At 70.8% G+C, this 16,691-nt stretch carries 22 protein-coding genes; 14 read left to right on the top strand and 8 right to left on the bottom strand.

What is annotated here, in order from left to right; translation table 11 throughout:
- Positions 1-71: 71 nt before the first annotated feature.
- Positions 72-1,181 (top strand): DUF2786 domain-containing protein, encoded by a 1,110-nt coding sequence (locus ACZ60X_RS25275; RefSeq protein WP_469602590.1) that lies wholly within the window; start codon positions 72-74, stop codon positions 1,179-1,181.
- A gap of 16 nt (positions 1,182-1,197) precedes the next feature.
- Here ACZ60X_RS25275 and ACZ60X_RS25270 read toward each other — a convergent pair whose 3' ends face one another.
- The 4 genes from ACZ60X_RS25270 to rpmB form a co-directional block, all read right to left on the bottom strand.
- Positions 1,198-1,722 carry a DUF4232 domain-containing protein gene (locus ACZ60X_RS25270; protein WP_469602586.1) on the bottom strand — a complete coding sequence of 175 codons (525 nt, stop codon included), beginning with the start codon at positions 1,720-1,722 and terminating at the stop codon, positions 1,198-1,200.
- A 145-nt stretch (positions 1,723-1,867) separates the two neighbouring features.
- The gene (locus tag ACZ60X_RS25265) at positions 1,868-2,335 is read right to left on the bottom strand and encodes a hypothetical protein (protein WP_469602585.1); all 468 of its coding nucleotides are present in this window, start codon (positions 2,333-2,335) and stop codon (positions 1,868-1,870) included.
- A gap of 123 nt (positions 2,336-2,458) precedes the next feature.
- Entirely contained in the window at positions 2,459-2,764 is a 306-nt protein-coding gene (gene rpsN, locus ACZ60X_RS25260) for a 30S ribosomal protein S14 (protein ID WP_469602582.1), read from the bottom strand.
- On the bottom strand, positions 2,764-3,000 hold the full coding sequence (gene rpmB / locus ACZ60X_RS25255; protein ID WP_469602580.1) for a 50S ribosomal protein L28: 237 nt from the start codon (positions 2,998-3,000) through the stop codon (positions 2,764-2,766). The genes rpsN and rpmB overlap by 1 nt, the downstream gene beginning before the upstream one ends.
- Positions 3,001-3,061: 61 nt before the next feature.
- Between rpmB and rpmG the strand changes: the two genes are divergently transcribed.
- From rpmG to ACZ60X_RS25215, 8 genes are all read left to right on the top strand, one after another.
- The gene (gene rpmG / locus ACZ60X_RS25250; protein ID WP_030573688.1) at positions 3,062-3,226 is read left to right on the top strand and encodes a 50S ribosomal protein L33; all 165 of its coding nucleotides are present in this window, start codon (positions 3,062-3,064) and stop codon (positions 3,224-3,226) included.
- A 9-nt stretch (positions 3,227-3,235) separates the two neighbouring features.
- Positions 3,236-3,490: a type B 50S ribosomal protein L31 gene (locus tag ACZ60X_RS25245; RefSeq protein WP_469602577.1), complete on the top strand. Its 255-nt coding sequence runs from the start codon at positions 3,236-3,238 to the stop codon at positions 3,488-3,490.
- A complete protein-coding gene (locus ACZ60X_RS25240) occupies positions 3,487-4,815 on the top strand; it encodes a GTP-binding protein (protein WP_469602575.1) in 1,329 nt (442 codons plus the stop codon). The genes ACZ60X_RS25245 and ACZ60X_RS25240 overlap by 4 nt, the downstream gene beginning before the upstream one ends.
- The gene (rpsR, locus tag ACZ60X_RS25235; RefSeq protein WP_469602573.1) at positions 4,815-5,048 is read left to right on the top strand and encodes a 30S ribosomal protein S18; all 234 of its coding nucleotides are present in this window, start codon (positions 4,815-4,817) and stop codon (positions 5,046-5,048) included. Before ACZ60X_RS25240 ends, rpsR begins: the two co-directional genes overlap by 1 nt.
- A gap of 79 nt (positions 5,049-5,127) precedes the next feature.
- Positions 5,128-5,499, top strand: coding sequence for a VOC family protein (locus tag ACZ60X_RS25230; protein WP_469602570.1), 372 nt, complete (start codon positions 5,128-5,130; stop codon positions 5,497-5,499).
- Positions 5,500-5,522: 23 nt separating this feature from the next.
- Positions 5,523-5,915 carry an ArsR/SmtB family transcription factor gene (locus ACZ60X_RS25225; protein WP_469602569.1) on the top strand — a complete coding sequence of 131 codons (393 nt, stop codon included), beginning with the start codon at positions 5,523-5,525 and terminating at the stop codon, positions 5,913-5,915.
- Positions 5,912-6,388, top strand: a complete 477-nt coding sequence (locus ACZ60X_RS25220) for an SRPBCC family protein (RefSeq protein WP_469602566.1) — start codon at positions 5,912-5,914, stop codon at positions 6,386-6,388. Before ACZ60X_RS25225 ends, ACZ60X_RS25220 begins: the two co-directional genes overlap by 4 nt.
- A gap of 169 nt (positions 6,389-6,557) precedes the next feature.
- Positions 6,558-6,827: a DUF397 domain-containing protein gene (locus tag ACZ60X_RS25215; protein WP_014674096.1), complete on the top strand. Its 270-nt coding sequence runs from the start codon at positions 6,558-6,560 to the stop codon at positions 6,825-6,827.
- Positions 6,828-6,929: 102 nt separating this feature from the next.
- On the opposite strand, the gene ACZ60X_RS25210 is transcribed toward ACZ60X_RS25215, so the two are convergent.
- Positions 6,930-7,430 (bottom strand): ATP-binding protein, encoded by a 501-nt coding sequence (locus ACZ60X_RS25210; RefSeq protein WP_469602563.1) that lies wholly within the window; start codon positions 7,428-7,430, stop codon positions 6,930-6,932.
- 346 nt (positions 7,431-7,776) lie between these two features.
- Here ACZ60X_RS25210 and ACZ60X_RS25205 point away from each other — a divergent pair, with 346 nt between their 5' ends.
- The 3 genes from ACZ60X_RS25205 to ACZ60X_RS25195 all read left to right on the top strand — a co-directional run bounded on the left by ACZ60X_RS25205 (position 7,777) and on the right by ACZ60X_RS25195 (position 10,849).
- The gene (locus tag ACZ60X_RS25205; RefSeq protein ID WP_469603102.1) at positions 7,777-8,601 is read left to right on the top strand and encodes a helix-turn-helix domain-containing protein; all 825 of its coding nucleotides are present in this window, start codon (positions 7,777-7,779) and stop codon (positions 8,599-8,601) included.
- 121 nt (positions 8,602-8,722) lie between these two features.
- Entirely contained in the window at positions 8,723-10,186 is a 1,464-nt protein-coding gene (locus tag ACZ60X_RS25200) for an aldehyde dehydrogenase family protein (protein WP_469602560.1), read from the top strand.
- A 123-nt stretch (positions 10,187-10,309) separates the two neighbouring features.
- A complete protein-coding gene (locus ACZ60X_RS25195; protein ID WP_469602558.1) occupies positions 10,310-10,849 on the top strand; it encodes a DinB family protein in 540 nt (179 codons plus the stop codon).
- A 200-nt stretch (positions 10,850-11,049) separates the two neighbouring features.
- Here ACZ60X_RS25195 and ACZ60X_RS25190 read toward each other — a convergent pair whose 3' ends face one another.
- Positions 11,050-12,456, bottom strand: a complete 1,407-nt coding sequence (locus ACZ60X_RS25190; RefSeq protein WP_469602556.1) for a glutamate decarboxylase — start codon at positions 12,454-12,456, stop codon at positions 11,050-11,052.
- Positions 12,457-12,624: 168 nt separating this feature from the next.
- Here ACZ60X_RS25190 and ACZ60X_RS25185 point away from each other — a divergent pair, with 168 nt between their 5' ends.
- Positions 12,625-13,386: a MerR family transcriptional regulator gene (locus tag ACZ60X_RS25185; RefSeq protein ID WP_469602554.1), complete on the top strand. Its 762-nt coding sequence runs from the start codon at positions 12,625-12,627 to the stop codon at positions 13,384-13,386.
- 60 nt (positions 13,387-13,446) lie between these two features.
- Here the strand turns inward: ACZ60X_RS25185 and ACZ60X_RS25180 are convergent, their stop codons facing one another.
- Complete coding sequence (locus ACZ60X_RS25180) at positions 13,447-13,812, bottom strand: YbjQ family protein (protein ID WP_469602552.1); 366 nt, start codon at positions 13,810-13,812, stop codon at positions 13,447-13,449.
- Between the two features lie 157 nt (positions 13,813-13,969).
- Here ACZ60X_RS25180 and ACZ60X_RS25175 point away from each other — a divergent pair, with 157 nt between their 5' ends.
- Positions 13,970-14,929, top strand: a complete 960-nt coding sequence (locus ACZ60X_RS25175) for a DedA family protein (protein ID WP_469602550.1) — start codon at positions 13,970-13,972, stop codon at positions 14,927-14,929.
- 26 nt (positions 14,930-14,955) lie between these two features.
- Here the strand turns inward: ACZ60X_RS25175 and ACZ60X_RS25170 are convergent, their stop codons facing one another.
- On the bottom strand, positions 14,956-16,608 hold the full coding sequence (locus ACZ60X_RS25170; protein WP_469602548.1) for a threonine/serine exporter family protein: 1,653 nt from the start codon (positions 16,606-16,608) through the stop codon (positions 14,956-14,958).
- Positions 16,609-16,691: the final 83 nt, after the last annotated feature.

The raw sequence follows: 16,691 nt of genomic DNA, 5'->3' as shown, positions 1-16,691 counted from the left end.
CCCTCGCTTTTGTCCACAGGTTGTGGACAAAGCCCGGCCCGCTGTCGGTGGGGCGTGGCACGATCGAGGGCGTGAACAGCACTGCCAGCACCGTCGAGCGGGCCTTTCGGGCCGCGCTGTACGACGACACCGACACCGGGCTCGACACGGGCGCGTCCCTGCTCGCCGCCGACGCCTCCGCCGATGCCGAACTCGCGCGGCGCGGAGAGGAGTTCGTCGCTGCGGCCTGGCAGCGCGGCTGGCAGCCCGCCGATGTCGTACGGCTGGTACGACGCGAGCTGGCGGACACGCACGTACGTCTGGCCGCCGCGCTGATCCGGGCGCAGGCCCGGCGGGACCGGGGGCGCGGGCGCCGCTGGCGGACGCAGCTGGCGGACCTGCCCGAGGACCCCGCGCGCGGTCCCGACCGCTTCTCGCAGGCCACGACGGCACTGGAGCTGTACCGCCTGCTGCTGCGCCTGCCCGCCCTGGAGCCGCTGATGGAGGAGCACCGCCGCGCAGTCGGCCCGCAGTCCTCCCGGATGCTCGCTCGCATCCGCGCGCTGCTCGCGAAGGCCGAGGCGACCGGGTATCCGCAGGAGGCGGAGGCGCTGAGCGCCAAGGCCCAGGAGCTGATGGCCCGGCACAGCGTCGACGAGGCGTTGCTCGCGGCGGCCGCGCCCGCGCCGGACGCCCCCGGCGCCTGCCGGATCGGGGTCGAGCCGCCGTACGAACAGGCCAAGGCGGTGCTGCTGGACGCGGTGGCGGGTGCGAACCACTGCCGCGCGGTGTGGAACGAACCGCTCGCCTTCTCCACGGTCGTCGGCTTCGAGGCGGACCTGGAGGTGGTCGAGCTGCTCTACACCTCGCTGCTCGTGCAGGCCACGCACGCGATGGCCACGGCGGAGGCCGCGCAGCGAGCGGGCGGGCGCAAGCGGACCAAGACCTTCCGGCAGTCGTTCCTCGCGGCCTACGCCCACCGCGTGGGCGACCGGCTCGCGGCCGCCGCCGAGACCCAGGTCAGCCAGGACCTGCTGCCGGTCCTGGCCACCCGGGAGACAGCCGTCACCGACCGGCTGGAGCGGATGTTCCCGCAGACCACCACGACCCGGCTGCGCGGGGTGAGCGACGCGGCCGGCTGGACGGAGGGCGCGCGGGCGGCGGACCGCGCGCAGGTCGGATCCCGCCCCCGGCTGGAGTGAGCCGCGATCGCGGGCGTCAGTCGCCGACCTGCTGGAAGGCGCTCACGGAGGCGTTCGGGCCGCTGCCCTGGCCGGCGACGGGGCCGTACGACCACGGGAAGCTGCGGGAGGCGCTCGTGCCGGGCAGGGTGATCTTCACGGTCTTGGCGGCCAGGCTGGTCTTGCCGCCCTCCTTGCCGCGCACGTAGGTGATGGTGAAGCTCGCCGAGTCGCCCTTGTTGAGCTTCAGCTTCTGGGCCTTGGCGCCCTTGAGCACGGGGACCTTGGCCTCGGTGCCGCCGGCGCCGAGCACCACCCCGGCGAAGTCGTCCAGGGTGCAGGGGGCGCTCTGGTTGGTGAGGCTGACGGGGATCTCGCCCGTGTCGCCGACGCCCGGAGCCACACTCGCCGACCCGATCTGCACGGAGACCTTGCCGATCTCGCAGGCCGAGCTGTTCTTGCCGCTGCCGCCGCTGGTGCTGCTCTTGCTCCCACCGCCGTTGCAAGCGGTCAGCAGCAGGGCGGCGGCGAGGGCGGTGACGGTGAGCGGAATGGCGCGCATGAGCAGGTCCCATCGAGGTCGTGACGGTGCCCCTGCATCATGGCGCCTGTCGCGCGGCTCCGTTCGTCCACCCCCGCGGAATCACCGCTTCAGGTGGACCCGTCCCACGGCGGCACCCCGCCTGCTGACGCCGAGGCGCCGGGCCTCACTTCTTCTTCAGGTGGCGCGGCGGCACGGTCGGCAGCTGGCCGCCCTCCGCCTTGGTGTACGTCTCCTGGCCGGTCCTGCCTGACCACGTCACCTTCAGGGACTTGGTGTCGACCGAGTCGACCATGCCGGTGACCCGCTCCTTGTTGCCGTCGGGGCAGGTCAGATGGATCATCTGCATCCCCGACTCCTCGCCCGCGGTGCCCTCGCACCACACCTTCCGGCCGGTGACGAACAGCCCGGCCTTCCTGCCGCTGATCACCAGCGCCACGATCTTGCCGCCGTTCGTGGTGAGCCAGCTGCCCTGGAGCTTGCCGGGCGCGCCGGTCACGGACGCGGCGCCCGAGGTCGAGGACGCGGTCGGGGTCGCGCTCGCGTGCGGCGTGGTCTTGGCGGCGGTCTTGTCGTTGCCGCCCCCGCCGCACGCGGTCAGCGCGGCGAGCGCGCCCACCAGACCCACGGCCACGGCGGCGGTCCGCGCCTTCGCAGGCGCAACCCTTGCAGTCGCAGAAGTCACCGGAAAGCTCCCAAGCTCAGGTGGTAGCGGCGGGCCGCCTCGTGCGGACGGCCCGCAGCAAGCTACCAGCAGTCACCAGGAGGACTTCCGGACACCGGGCAGGAATCCGTTGTGAGCCTGGTCGCGCACGTTTACCCGGGACAGTCCGAAGGCGCGCAGGTAGCCGCGCGGACGGCCGTCCACCTGGTCGCGGTTGCGTACGCGCGTGGCGCTCGCGTCGCGCGGCTGCGCCCGCAGTTCGCGCAGTGCCGCGGCCCGCTCGGCGTCCGTGGCCGAGGGCCGCCGGATGATCTCCTTCAGCTCGGCGCGCCGGGCGGCGTACCGGGCGACGATCCGCCTCCGCCGCTCGTTCTTCGCGATCTTGCTCTTCTTCGCCATCAGATCCGCACCCCTCGGGCGCGGATCCGGGCCACGGCCGCCTCCACGCCGATCACGTCGACGGTCTTCACGGCGCGGGCGCTCAGCCGCAGCCGGACGTGCCGGCCCTCTCCGGGCAGCCAGTAGCGCCTGGTCTGGATGTTGGGGTCGAAGCGGCGGGAGGTGCGCCGGTGGGAGCGCGAGATCCGGTTGCCGAAGCCGGGCCGGGCGCCGGTGAGCATGCAGTGGGCGGACACGGTGACGTAGCTCTCCTCATTCGTTGTTCGTAATGGAATTCATTTTCAGTAAGATAGCAGCATGGCACGCAACGAACTCCGCCCGGTCATCAAGCTCCGGTCCACCGCCGGGACCGGCTACACGTACGTCACCCGCAAGAACCGCCGTAACGACCCGGACCGCATGACGCTGCGCAAGTACGACCCCGTCGCCGGCCGGCACGTCGACTTCCGAGAGGAGCGCTGAGCCACCGCCATGCGCAAGGGAATCCACCCGGACTACGGGCCCGTCGTGTTCCGTGACCGGGCCGCGAACCACGCCTTCCTCACCCGGTCGACCATGACGAGCGAGAAGACGATCGAGTGGGAGGACGGCCGCACCTACCCGGTGGTGGACGTCGAGATCTCGAACGTCAGCCACCCCTTCTACACCGGCACCGCGCGCGTGCTGGACACCGCCGGGCGCGTGGAGCGCTTCGAGCGCCGGTACGGCAAGCGGGGCGGCGCGTGAGCCTGGCGGTGGCCGTCGTCGGCGGGCTGCACGCCGACGCGCGCAGGGCGGCCGTCGAGCGGCTGCTGGCCGAGGTGCCCGGCGGTGTCGTACTCCACCACGACCTGGCGACTGCCGCCACCGGCACGGTCGTGCGCACGGTCCGCGACCGCGTCGGCGTCCTGTCCTCGGGCGAGACGCCGCTGGTCAACGACTGCGCGTGCTGTGCGTTGCGCGAGGACCTGGTGCCGGAGCTGCGCCGGCTCGCCGCCGACGGGACGACCCGGCTCGCCATCGTCGAGCTGTGGGACTCGGTCGAGCCGAAGGCGATGGCCGAGGTGATCGCGTCCGGTGGACTGACCGTCACGTCGGTCATCACCGCCGTCGACCCTGCGCTGGTGCTGCCGTACCTCGGCAACGGCGACGACCTCGCCGAGGCCGGGCTCGCGGCGGCGGCCACTGATCAGCGCACGGTCGCCGACACCTTCGCGCGGCAGCTGGAGTACGCCCCCGTCCTCGCGGTCGCCGACTCCCCGGAGGCCGACGACGAGGACCGCGAACTGCTCGCCCAGCTGCACCCCACGGCCCGCCGCATCCCGATCGGCCACGGCACACCGCGGGCCCCGGAAGCTCACGGCACCCCACGCGAGACGCAAGGGCTTGGGGCGTCGCGGCCCTCGCCGGAACCGCGGCAGGCGCCGGACCCGCCCGCCTCCGCACCGCCCGCCACCAGGCCCGCACCTGCACCGGAACCGCCATCTGCACGTGCAGCCCACCGCCCGCTCCAGCCCCCGCACCGCCCTCCGCTCAGCCCCCTGGCCCGAGCCGCCCTCGACGGATTCGACGTGGAGGCCGCCGCGGCCGCTCAGCACCCGGCCTGTGCCCTGCTGCCCGCCGAGGCGGACGGGCATGGGGTGGCGACCCTGGTCTGGCGTCGCCGCAGGCCGTTCCACCCCGAGCGGCTGTACGCGGCGCTGGAGGACCTGACCTGCGCCGCGGCCCGGAGCCGGGGCCGGTTCTGGCTCGCCGACAAGCCCGATGCGCTGCTCCACTGGGACGCGGCAGGCGGCGCGCTGTGCGTGGAGAGCGCCGGGCCGTGGCTCGCGGCGCTGCCGGACGCCGCCTGGGAGATGGTGCCGCCGGTGCGCCGGGCCGCGGCCGCCCTGGACTGGCACCCGGAGCACGGCGACCGCCGTACCCACCTGGTCTTCACCTCGCCCGGCCTCGACCGCGACGGGCTCCTTCACCTGCTGGAGTCCTGCCTGCTCACCGACGCCGAGTACGCCGCCGGTCGCGACGCCTGGAAGAAGTTCCCGCCCGCCTTCGACACCCTGCTGGAGATCTGATGCCGCGCAAGAGCGACCGCAAACCGGCCCGTGGCCGGCCGAACCCCCTGGAGCAGGCCGGGGTCACGTACATCGACTACAAGGACACCGAGCTGCTGCGGAAGTTCATCTCCGACCGCGGCAAGATCCGCAGCCGCCGTGTCACCCGGGTCACCGCCCAGCAGCAGCGGTTGCTGGCGCGGGCGATCAAGAACGCCCGCGAAATGGCGCTGCTGCCGTACTCCAGCAGGTAGGGAACAGCGAGGTCAGCAGATACAGGTAGGCAATTTGCTACGATTGACGCGTAGGGAATTGCCTACCTATTCTGCGGTCATGACCATCACGCACGCGTCCTTCGTCACCCTCCCCGTCGCCGACCAGGACCGAGCCCTGCGCTTCTACCGCGACGTCCTGGGGCTGACGGTCACGGCCGACCGGCACATGCCCCAGGGCCGCTGGCTGCAGGTCGCCCCCGAAGGGGCGCAGACCGTCTTCACGCTCGCCGGGCCGGGGATGGGGGATTTCGAGCCCGGTTCGGCCCGGGGGATCATGTTGGTGACGACCGATGTCGACACCGACTGCGCGCGGCTCGCCGAGGCGGGCTTCGAGGTACGCGGCCCGGAGCCGTATCCGTGGGGCCGGATGGCCTCCTTCGCGGACCCCGACGGCAACGGTCTGATGCTGCTCACGGAGGCTCGCCCGTAGCCCGATCGCCAGAAAGGTCCGCGATGACCGCAGCCGGGGTCAGTCAGGCCGCCGCCGAAGACCGCGTCTTCGCCGCGCTCGCCAACGCCACCCGCCGCGAGGTGCTGCGGCTGCTGCGCGAGCGCGGACCCCAGCCGGTCCAGGCTCTCGCCGACCACTTCGACATGCGCCGCCCGAGCCTGTCGGAACACCTCAGGGTGCTCCGGGAGGCCGGTCTCGTCTCCGAGCAGCGCTCCGGGCGCCGGCGCATCTACCGCCTCCAGGCCGCCCCGCTCGCCGAGGTGCAGGACTGGCTCCATCCGTACGAGCGGTTCTGGCGCGAGCAGCTGAAGGGCCTCGGCGATCTGCTCGACCGCATGCCCGACGATGACCGCATGCCCGACGACCACCGCATGCCCGACGACCACCGGTCATGAGCACCGGACCCCGCGCCGACGACGCCGACGGCCTGACCGTCATCCGCGTCGACCAGTTCTTCCCGCACCCGCCCGCCAAGGTCTGGCGCGCCCTGACCGACCCCGACCTGCTCGCCCAGTGGCAGATGCCCGGCGCGGAGGGCTTCCGGCTGGAGGTGGGGCATCGGTACCGGATGGCCTCCGTCCCGCGTCCCAACGCCGACTTCTCCGGGGTCGTGGAGGTGCGGGTCCTGGCCTACGACATCGAGCGGATGCTGTCCGTCCGCTGGTCGGACGCCGATCCGGCCAACCCCGCCGACTGGACGATCACGTGGACCCTGGAACAGGAAGGGCGCGGCACGCGTCTGTTCCTAGTGCACGAGGGATTCGATCCGGACGACCCGGCTCAGATGATGGCGCGCAAGATCATGGACGGGGGCTGGCGGGGGCATGTCCTGCCTGCTCTCGGGCAGACGCTGGAACGGACGCACTGACACAGGCGTCTTCCGGCGGGTAAAGCGAACGTCAAAGCTGTAACCATGGGACAACCGCGCGTGCACGTGCATATGCTCATGCATCTGCACGTGAACAAGGTTATGATCCGGATCGGTTGACTACAGCATCCATGGCCACACCAGCCAGTGCACCACCGGGGAGCGACCTGTGGACCGCGACGTTGACGGCGTGTACGGGGGGTACGACGTGTACAACGGCATGGCTGCCACGCAGCTGGACGGAGTGGCCTGGCAGAAGAGCAGGCACAGCAACTCGCAGGGCTCGTGCGTGGAGTTCGCCCGGCTGCCGGGCGGCGAGGTCGCCGTGCGCAACTCGCGCTTCCCGGACGGTCCCGCGCTCGTCTATACGCGCGCGGAGATCGAGGCCATGCTGCTCGGCGTCAAGGACGGCGAGTTCGACCATCTGATCGCCGGCTGACCACCGACGCCGGCGGGGCTCGTGGTGGCAACGATGTCGAACGAGGCGGCACCGACCGGGCGACGCGCGTAGACACCGGGCGTCGCTCGGCGCCGTAGCGCGTCAGGCGGCCGGGTGCAGCCGGAACATCGCCCAGACCACCTTGCCTTGGAGCGTGCCCGCGAGCGGGTGCCAGCCCCAGCTGTCGGCGAAGGAGTCGACCAGGAACAGCCCGCGCCCGGACTCGGCCGCGAAGTCGTCCGAGTCGCGCGGTGCCGGCGACTCGTGGCTCGGGTCGCGCACCGCACACACCAACCGCTCGGACCAGCGCATCAGGTGCAGCCGGACCGACCGCGCGCGGTGGTCGCAGTCGGGTGCCTGGTCGGCCGGCACCGCGTGGCGCAGGGCGTTGGTGACGAGTTCGGAGACGACGAGGCATATGTCGTCGAAATGGTCCCCGACGTCCCACTGGTCGAGGGTGGCTCGGGTGAACCGCCGGGCCTCGCGCACCGCTTCGTAGCGGGCGGGCAGGGCGCAGGAGGCCGCATCGGACACGGCCGCGGGATCCAGCGGCGGAAGGCCCTGCCGTAACGGCTTGAGCATGGTCGATCCATTCGTTCCCATGCGAGGCACTCCCGGGGAGTTCGCGGTCGTTGCGATGCAGCGGTGGCGCGGCACCATGGTTTCGGATGCGTAGAGCAGATGCAAGGGCAGATGCACGTGCACGCGACCGAAATGACACCGCGCGTACCGCTTCTTGGCCATTTTTTCTGCCATCTTTGTGGCCCTCGGCGCCAGTGGTCCCGACCTCTCCCCGGTCGTACGCGGACCGAAACGGCCCGGCTCTTTCCGTTTCCGTAACCGGACGAGTACTGCGCGAAGCGTTTTAGTGGCAGACTGCGGGCCCTGAAGACGGTTGGGGAGGCTGGCGAACGTGAGCGCGGGAGAGCCCGGATCGGTGGTGCGGCGGATGCTGCTCGGCTCGCAACTCAGGCGGCTGCGTGAAGCACGGGGGATCACGCGCGAGGCGGCGGGCTACTCGATCCGCGCCTCCGAATCGAAGATCAGCCGGATGGAGCTGGGCCGGGTGAGCTTCAAGACCAGGGACGTCGAAGACCTGCTGACGCTCTACGGCATCACGGACGAGGCCGAGCGCCAGTCGTTGCTCTCCCTCGCGCGCGAGGCCAACGTCGCGGGCTGGTGGCACAGCTACACCGACGTCCTGCCCAGCTGGTTCCCCACCTACGTGGGCCTGGAGGGCGCCGCCTCGCTGATCCGCGTCTACGAGGTGCAGTTCGTCCACGGCCTGCTCCAGACCGAGGAGTACGCGCGCGCGGTGGTCCGGCGCGGCATGAAGGGCGCGAGTCCGGACGACATCGAGCGCCGGGTCGCCCTGCGCCTGGAACGGCAGAAGCACCTGTTCGCGGACGGCGCCCCCGAGTTCCACATCGTCCTCGACGAGGCCGCCCTGCGCCGCCCGTACGGCGACCGCGAGGTGATGCGCGGCCAGCTCCAGCACCTCATCGACGTCTCGCAGCGGCCCAACGTACGCCTCCAGGTCATGCCGTTCAGCTTCGGCGGGCACTCCGGCGAGAGCGGTGCCTTCACCATCCTCAGCTTCCCGGACGCCGACCTGTCCGACGTCGTCTACGTGGAGCAGCTGACCAGCGCCCTCTACCTCGACAAACGCGAGGACGTCGCCCAGTACGAGCAGGCGCTGAAGGAACTCCAGCAGGACAGCCCCGGCCCGGACGAGAGCAGGGACCTGCTGCGCGGGCTGCTCCAGCTGTCCTGAGGCGCGGCCGGAGGGCCGGCCGTTCTTGAGAGGACACCTTCAACCACCTTCCGGCACAAGTACGATGACGTGTGATCAGACGTGGCGTAGATCTGGTGTCCGCTAACGATTGAGGGATCACATGGCGTCGTCCTACTTCAGCGACCTGGCCCAGCAGTACATCGACGGCGAGTGGCGTCCGGGCACCGGATCCTGGGACGTCATCGACTTCAACCCGTACGACGACGAGAAGCTGGCCTCGATCACGGTGGCCACGGTCGAGGAGGTCGACCAGGCCTACCGGGCCGCCGCTCGTGCCCAGAAGCAGTGGGCCGAGACCAACCCTTACACCCGGCGCGGGGTCTTCGAGCGCGCGCTGCGGCTGATAGAGGACCGTGAGCAGGAGATAGCCGACCTGATCACCGCGGAGCTGGGCGGCACGCGCGTGAAGGCCGGTTTCGAGCTGCACCTCGCCAAGGAGTTCCTGCGCGAGTCGATCCACCTCGCGCTGCGCCCCGAGGGCAGGATCCTGCCCTCCCCGGTGGACGGCAAGGAGAACCGCGTCTACCGGGTGCCGGTCGGCGTCGTGGGCGTGATCAGCCCGTTCAACTTCCCCTTCCTGCTGTCCCTGAAGTCGGTCGCGCCAGCCCTCGCGCTCGGCAACGGCGTGGTCCTCAAGCCGCACCAGAACACCCCGATCGCCGGCGGCACCCTGATCGCGAAGATCTTCGAGGACGCCGGCCTGCCCGGCGGCCTGCTCAACGTCGTCGTCACCGACATCGCCGAGATCGGCGACGCCTTCATCGAGCACCCCGTCCCGAAGGTCATCTCCTTCACCGGCTCCGACGCGGTCGGCCGGCACGTCGCCACCGTGTGCGCCAGGAACTTCAAGCGCTCGGTGCTCGAACTGGGCGGCAACAGCGCGCTGGTGGTCCTCGACGACGCCGACCTCGACTACGCCGTGGACGCGGCCGTCTTCAGCCGGTTCGTCCACCAGGGCCAGGTCTGCATGGCCGCCAACCGGGTCCTCGTGGACGCCTCCGTCGCCGACGAGTTCACCGAGAAGTTCGTCGCCAAGGTGCGCACCCTGAAGACCGGCGACCCGCGCGACCCGCAGACCGTCATCGGCCCGGTGATCAACTCCCAGCAGGCCAGCGCCCTTTCCGGCGTCGTCGAGCAGGCGATCGCCGAGGGCGCCACGGCCCTGGTCCGGGGCGCCGCGGAGGGCAACCTGGTCGAACCCAGCGTGCTCACCGACCTTCCGGCCGACTCCGCGCTGCTCCAGCAGGAGATCTTCGGCCCGGTCGTCTTCCTCATCCGGTTCGAGGGTGAGGAGGAGGCGGTCCGGATCGTCAACGACACCCCTTACGGCCTCAGCGGCGCCGTGCACACCGGGGACATCGAGCGGGGCGTCGCCTTCGCCAAGCGGATCGACACCGGGATGTTCCACGTGAACGACGGCACGGTCCACGACGAGCCGCTCGTGCCGTTCGGCGGCGAGAAGCACTCCGGCATCGGCCGCCTGAACGGCGAGACGACGCTGGAGGCCTTCACGACCATCAAGTGGATCTCGGTGCAGCACGGGCGCAGCGGGTTCCCGTTCTGACCCTTTACCGGCGTTCCCACGGACGCTCGGCCATTGAGGTCAGGATCTGACCTCAATGGCCCGTACGTTCGTCGGTGTCAGGGGCGAAGGGCCCCCGACGGCACCGACGAAAGGCGGCCGGCCATGGTCACGCACGTACCGGCAGAGGCACAGGGCGACGAGCGCGGGGCGCTGCTCGCGTTCATCGAGGAGCAGCGCGGCGGCATCCGCCGGGCACTGCTCGGGCTGACGGAGGAACAGGCCCGCACCCGGCCGAGCGTCAGCGAGCTGTCGCTCGGTGGCCTGCTCAAGCATGCCGCCGAGGTCGAACAGAGCTGGATCGCCCGCGCCAAGCAGGAGCCGCCTGCGATCCGCCGCGACCAGTCGAACTGGCACGAGACCTTCCAGCTGGTCGGCGAGGAGACGGTGGCCTCGCAGCTGGCGTACTGGGAGCAGGTGGCCGCCGAGACGGAGAAGTTCATCCGTTCCGCGCCGAGGCTGGACGACACCTTCCCGCTGCCGCCGGATCCCTGGTTCCCGCCGGAGGGCCGCGTCTCGCTGCGCTGGGTGTGCCTGCACCTGATCCGCGAGACGGCGCGGCACGCCGGCCACGCCGACATCATCCGCGAGTCCCTGGACGGAAAGACGGCGTTCGAGCTGGTGGCTCTGGAACAGGGCGGCTAGCGGTACGGCACTACGCCGGCCGCGGGTCGGCGATCCCTCTTCTCGCGCCGGGCGCGGTCCGCCGGCCGCCGGGCCAGTGCCCCGGCAGCCAACGTCTGCCGGTCAAGGAGCCGCGTCCGGTGCGGCGAGTGGGGGCACCTCCCGCGCAGCGGGGGAGCGTGCCGGGCGTCGCGACGGGGCGAACGTTGCCTGCCGGGGCACTAGTGATGGAAGCCGGTGGCCGCCTCCTTGTCGCGGGTCAGGGGATGCGGCTGGCGGCGCAGCTCGGGCAGGAGACGGGTCAGGTCCGCCAGGAACAGATCGGCCAGGTCGTGCGAGAAGCCGTTGCGGCACACGACCCGCAGCACGGAGAGGTCCTCGCGGTTCGCCGGGAAGGTGTAGGCGGGCACCAGCCAGCCGCTCTCGCGCAGCCGCCGGGAGACGTCGAAGACGTCGTACGCCGTGACGCCGTCGGCCGTGGTGAACGCGAACACCGGCAGCTGGTCCCCGTGCGTGAGCAGCCGGAAGTCGTCCAGTTCCCCGATCCGCCGGGCGAGCGAGCCGGCCACGTCCCGCGTCGACTGCTGCACCGCCCGGTAGCCGTCGCGGCCGAGGCGCAGGAACGTGTAGTACTGCGCGACCACTTGGGCGCCGGGCCGGGAGAAGTTCAGCGCGAAGGTGGGCATGTCGCCGCCCAGGTAGTTCACCCGGAACACCAGCTCCTCCGGCAGCGCCTGCGCGTCCCGCCACAGGGCCCAGCCGACGCCGGGGTACACCAGCCCGTACTTGTGCCCGGAGGTGTTGATCGAGGCCACGCGCGGCAGCCGGAAGTCCCACTCCACGTCCGGGTCCAGGAACGGCGCCACCATCCCGCCGGACGCGCCGTCCACGTGCACCGGTATGTCGAGCCCGGTGCGCTCCTGCAGGGCGTCCAGGGCCGCGCACAGTTCCTTGATTGGCTCGTAGGAGCCGTCGAAGGTCGAGCCGAGGATGCCGACGACCCCGATGGTGTTCTCGTCGCACAGCTCGGCCGCGGCCTGCGGGTCCAGATGGAAGCGGTCGCCCTCCATCGGGACCTGCCGGGCCTCCACCTCCCAGAAGTTGCAGAACTTCTCCCAGCACACCTGGACGTTGATCCCCATGACCAGGTTCGGCCGGGCGCCCGGGTAGCGGTCGGCGTTGCGCCGGGCCCAGCGCCGCTTGAGCGCCATCCCGGCGAGCATGCACGCCTCGCTCGACCCGGTCGTCGAACAGCCCACCGCAGCCGACGGATCCGGCGCGTTCCACAGATCCGCGAGCATCGCCACGCAGCGCCGCTCCAGCTCGGCCGTGCGCGGGTACTCGTCCTTGTCGATCATGTTCTTGTCGCGGCACTCGCCCATCAGCACCCCGGCCTGCGGCTCCATCCAGGTGGTGACGAACGTGGCCAGGTTCAGCCGGGAGTTGCCGTCCAGCATCAGCTCGTCGTGCACCAGCTGATAGGCCGTGGACGGCGCCAGCGGGCCGTCCGGGAGCCGGTGGGTGGGCGGGGCCGCGGTCATGTCGCCGACCGGATTGGCCTCACCGAAGAACGGGTTCACCGACATCGTCCGTTCCTGATGCCTCTCGGGACCTTTGTGCAGGGCCATGAGCGCCTCCTCACCGGCCACCATAGGCGGGCGGGACCGGCCGGACATCCGGAATGACCCTGAGTCGAGGATCGGGGACACCCCGAGAGGAAGGTTCCGGCCGGACTTGCACCTCACGCCACGTGAGGCCTCAGCGTGGTGGACGTACCGATGACAAGGAGCGGAAAAGTGAGCTACTCCGTGGGACAGGTCGCGGGGTTCACCGGAATCACGGTGCGCACCCTGCACCACTACGACGAGATCGGCCTGCTCGTGCCCGGCGAGCGCACCTACGCCGGCCACCGGCGCTACACCGACGCCGACCTCGACCGGCTCCAGCAGATCCTGTTCTACCGGGAGCTCGGCTTCCCGCTCGACGAGGTCACGGCCCTGCTCGACGATCCCACGGTGGACCCGCGCGAACACCTGCGCCGCCAGCACGACCTGCTGACCGCCCGGATCGAGAAGCTCCAGAAGATGGCCGAGGCCGTGGAACACGCCATGGAGGCACGCGCGATGGGCATCCAACTCACGCCCGAGGAGCGGTTCGAGGTCTTCGGGGACAAGGACCCCGAGAAGTACCGCGCCGAGGCGGAGGCGCGCTGGGGCGACACCGAGGCGTACGCCGAGTCGCAGCGCCGCGCCGCCACCTACACCAAGGAGGACTGGAAGCGCATCCAGGCAGAGGTCGACGACTGGCAGGAGCGGTACGCCGCCCTGATGGACGCCGGCGAGGAGCCGGCCGGCGAGGCGGCGATGGACCTGGCCGAGGAGCACCGGCAGCACGTCAGCCGCTGGTACTTCGGCGTCTCCTACGAGATGCACCGGTGCTTCGCCGGGATGTACGTGTCCGACGAGCGCTTCAAGGCGTTCTACGACGCCGTGCGCGAGGGGCTCGCCCAGCACCTGCACGACGCGATCCTCGCCAACGCCGACCGGCACGGCTCCTGACCCGCTCCGGCGGGTCCCGGCCTGGGTGTGCGCGAGGTCACACCCAGGCCGGGACCCGGGTCACTGCCGGGCGACGACCACGGCGGTGCCGTACGCGCACACCTCGGTGCCCACGTCGGCGGCCTCCGTCACGTCGAAGCGGAACGCCAGCACGGCGTTGGCACCACGCGCGCGTGCCTGCTCCACCAGGCGCTCCATGGCCTGGTTGCGGGTCTGTACGAGCGTCTTGGTGAGCCCCTTCAGCTCGCCGCCGATCATCGACTTCAGCCCGGCGCCGATCTGGCTGCCGAGGTGGCGCGAGCGGACGGTGAGCCCGAAGACCTCGCCGATCACCTGCTCCACCCGGTACCCCGGCACGTCGTTCGTCGTCACGACCAGCACGTCCGGCTGGGGCCCCTGGCCACCGCCGTAGTCTTCGAGTCCCATGAGTCACAGCTTTCTCTCGGTCGGTCCACAGTGCATCCTGGAGGCACCGGTGGAACCCGGGGCGGTCACTTCACGTTGATAGCTTTGGGCGGCACTCACAGGGAAGTACGCCGTTCAGCCGCCGCAGCCGCCCTTCACCCTTCAGGAGCCCGGACCCGTGATGACACTCGCCCTCGGCCCGAGCTGGCTCGATCCGAACAACCTCCTGGACAGCTTCGGCATCTGGGGCCTGCTGCTCGTCGTCTTCGCAGAGTCCGGCCTGCTCATCGGATTCTTCCTGCCCGGTGACTCGCTGCTGTTCACCTGCGGCCTGCTGATCACCTCGCACCAGATGAACTTCCCCCTGTGGGGCGCGATCGGCCTGATCTGCCTCGCCGCGATACTCGGCGACCAGACGGGCTACATGTTCGGCAAGAAGGTCGGTCCGTCCCTCTTCAACCGCCCGGACTCCCGCCTGTTCAAGCAGGAGAACGTCACCAAGGCCCACGAGTTCTTCGAGAAGTACGGCCCGAAGTCCCTGGTCCTCGCCCGCTTCGTGCCCGTGGTGCGCACGTTCACGCCGATCATCGCGGGCGTCAGCGGCATGAAGTACCGCTCGTTCGTGACGTTCAACGTCATCGGCGGTGTCCTGTGGGGCGCGGGCGTCACCCTGCTCGGCTCCTGGCTCGGCAAGATCGACTTCGTCAAGAACAACATCGAGCTGATCCTGATCCTCATCGTCCTGGTCTCGGTGGTCCCGATCGCGATCGAGTTCCTGCGCGCGCGGGGCAAGGCCAAGAAGGTGCCGGCCCCGAGCCCCGCCCCGCAGCCCGCCGCCGTCCCCCGGCAGCAGGCCGCGTACCAGCACCAGGCGCAGCAGCCGGTGAGGGACGACGCGACGACGCAGCTGCGCCGCATCGAGCCGGAGCAGCAGCCGTACGACCACGGCTACGACCACCAGTACGAGCAGCCGTACCAGCAGCCCCAGCAGCAGGGTTGGGACCAGCAGTACTACGACCAGGGGCAGTACCCCCAGCAGTACGCCCAGGAGCAGCCGCAGCAGCCGCAGCACTACAGCCAGCAGCCGCAGCAGCACTACGACCAGAACCAGTACCCGTACGACTACCGCAACCACTGAAGGAGCCCGTGGACGGCGCCCGGAGGCTAGAACCCCCGCGTCCGCTTCGCCGCCCGGCGCTTGCCGGCGGAGCCGACCCGCAGGAACAGCCGGAAGATCTCCGACCCCAGGTTGACCCCGATCGCGATGGCCATGGCGAGCGACGCCGCCTTGGCCAGTGACACCAGCCCCTTGTCCACCTGGTTCTGGGCCATGCTGAGCAGCCCGAAGTACGTGGCGGAGCCGGGCAGCAGCGGCCCGATCGCCGCCGTCGTGTACGGCAGCGCCGATGCGAACTGGTAGCGCGACAGCAGCTGTCCGAACAGACCCACCAGACCTGCCGCCACGGCCGTGGAGGCCACCGGCGAGATGTTGCCGACGTAGTGCATCGCGCCGTACACCGACCACGCGACGCCGCCGTTGAGGGTCACCCAGAGCACGGTCGAACGTTCCTGCTGGAGCAGGATCGCGAAGGTCAGCGACAGCAGCATCGACGCCGCGATCTGGATCAGCGGCCGTTCGTTGGTCACGAGCGACGCGTCCGGGTTCAGCTTGCCGCCGACCTTCACGCCGAAGTACAGGACGACCAGCACGCCGGTGACGATGCCGACGAAGAAGTACATGACCTCCAGCAGGCGCGCGGAGGCGGTGATGTAGAAGCCGGTCAGGCCGTCCTGCACACCCGCCACCAGCGCCCGTCCGGGCAGCAGAGCGAACAGCCCACCGGTGACCACGGCGGACGCCTTCACATCGACGTCGGCCAGCGCGAACGCGACCCCGATCGCGGCGGGCGGCATCGCGGCGACGGTGAACTGGTAGAACTCCGGCAGCCCGCGCCCGGCACACAGCCAGGCCAGCCGGTCGCCGAGCATCGCGCCGACGGCCGCCGCGACGAACACGATCAGGTCGCCACCGACCAGCACGGAGGCCGCACCGGCCAGCAGCCCGCCGGCCAGCGTCAGCGCCCAGCCGGGGTAGGGGTGGCGGTTGCGGCGGATCTCCGCCAGCCGCCGGTAGGCCTCCTCCAGCGAGACGTGCGTCTCCGGGTCGGTCAGGTCGTCCACGAGCCGGAACACGGCCTGCAGGCGCGTGTAGTCGGTGCCCCGCCGCCGTACCGTCCGCGACGCCGTGACCGGGTCCTCCACCAGCGACGGCTGGTGCGAGATCGACAGCAGGGTGAAGGTGACGTTCGGCTCGCAGCGGTCCAGGCCGTAGGAGCGGCACACCGCGAACATCGCCGTCTCCACGTCCTCCGCGCCCTCACCGCCCGCGAGCAGCAGCTCGCCGATACGCAGCGTCAGGTCGAGCACGCGCGGAACCGCGGGGCCCTCCTCCTCGTGGCGCTGCACGGGCTCCGGCGCCGGCCGCTCGGCCACCGGCATGCGCAGCATCGTGCGCATCCGGTCCTGCCAGGGCGCGTCCTTGATCAGGCTGACCGCCGGTGTCCCGGTCGCCGGCGTGAAGGCGGTGGGGGCGCTCTTCGCGCTGTAGGTGCTCGGCAGGGTGAAGGCCGACGCCTCCGGCTCCGCGTCCGGCTGCGGCACCTCCAGTCCGTCCGGCACGGCGAACTCGGACGTGGTCTCCGACTCGCCACCGCCCTCGGGGACCTCGATGCCCTGGGGAATGGCGAACTCGGACGTGATCTCCGGGTCGTACCGCGCCTCGTCCGACCGGGGCTTGCGGTCCTCCGCCTCCGTCACCTCGCACCGCTCCCTGAATGACACCTTCCGCTGGCCACAGTATGCGCGTGACCGCGCGGTGGACACACAAACGGGCCGCACAC

This window comes from Streptomyces sp. NPDC104106, from assembly GCF_055584345.1.
This window is presented reverse-complemented; position numbering and strand designations above follow the sequence as displayed.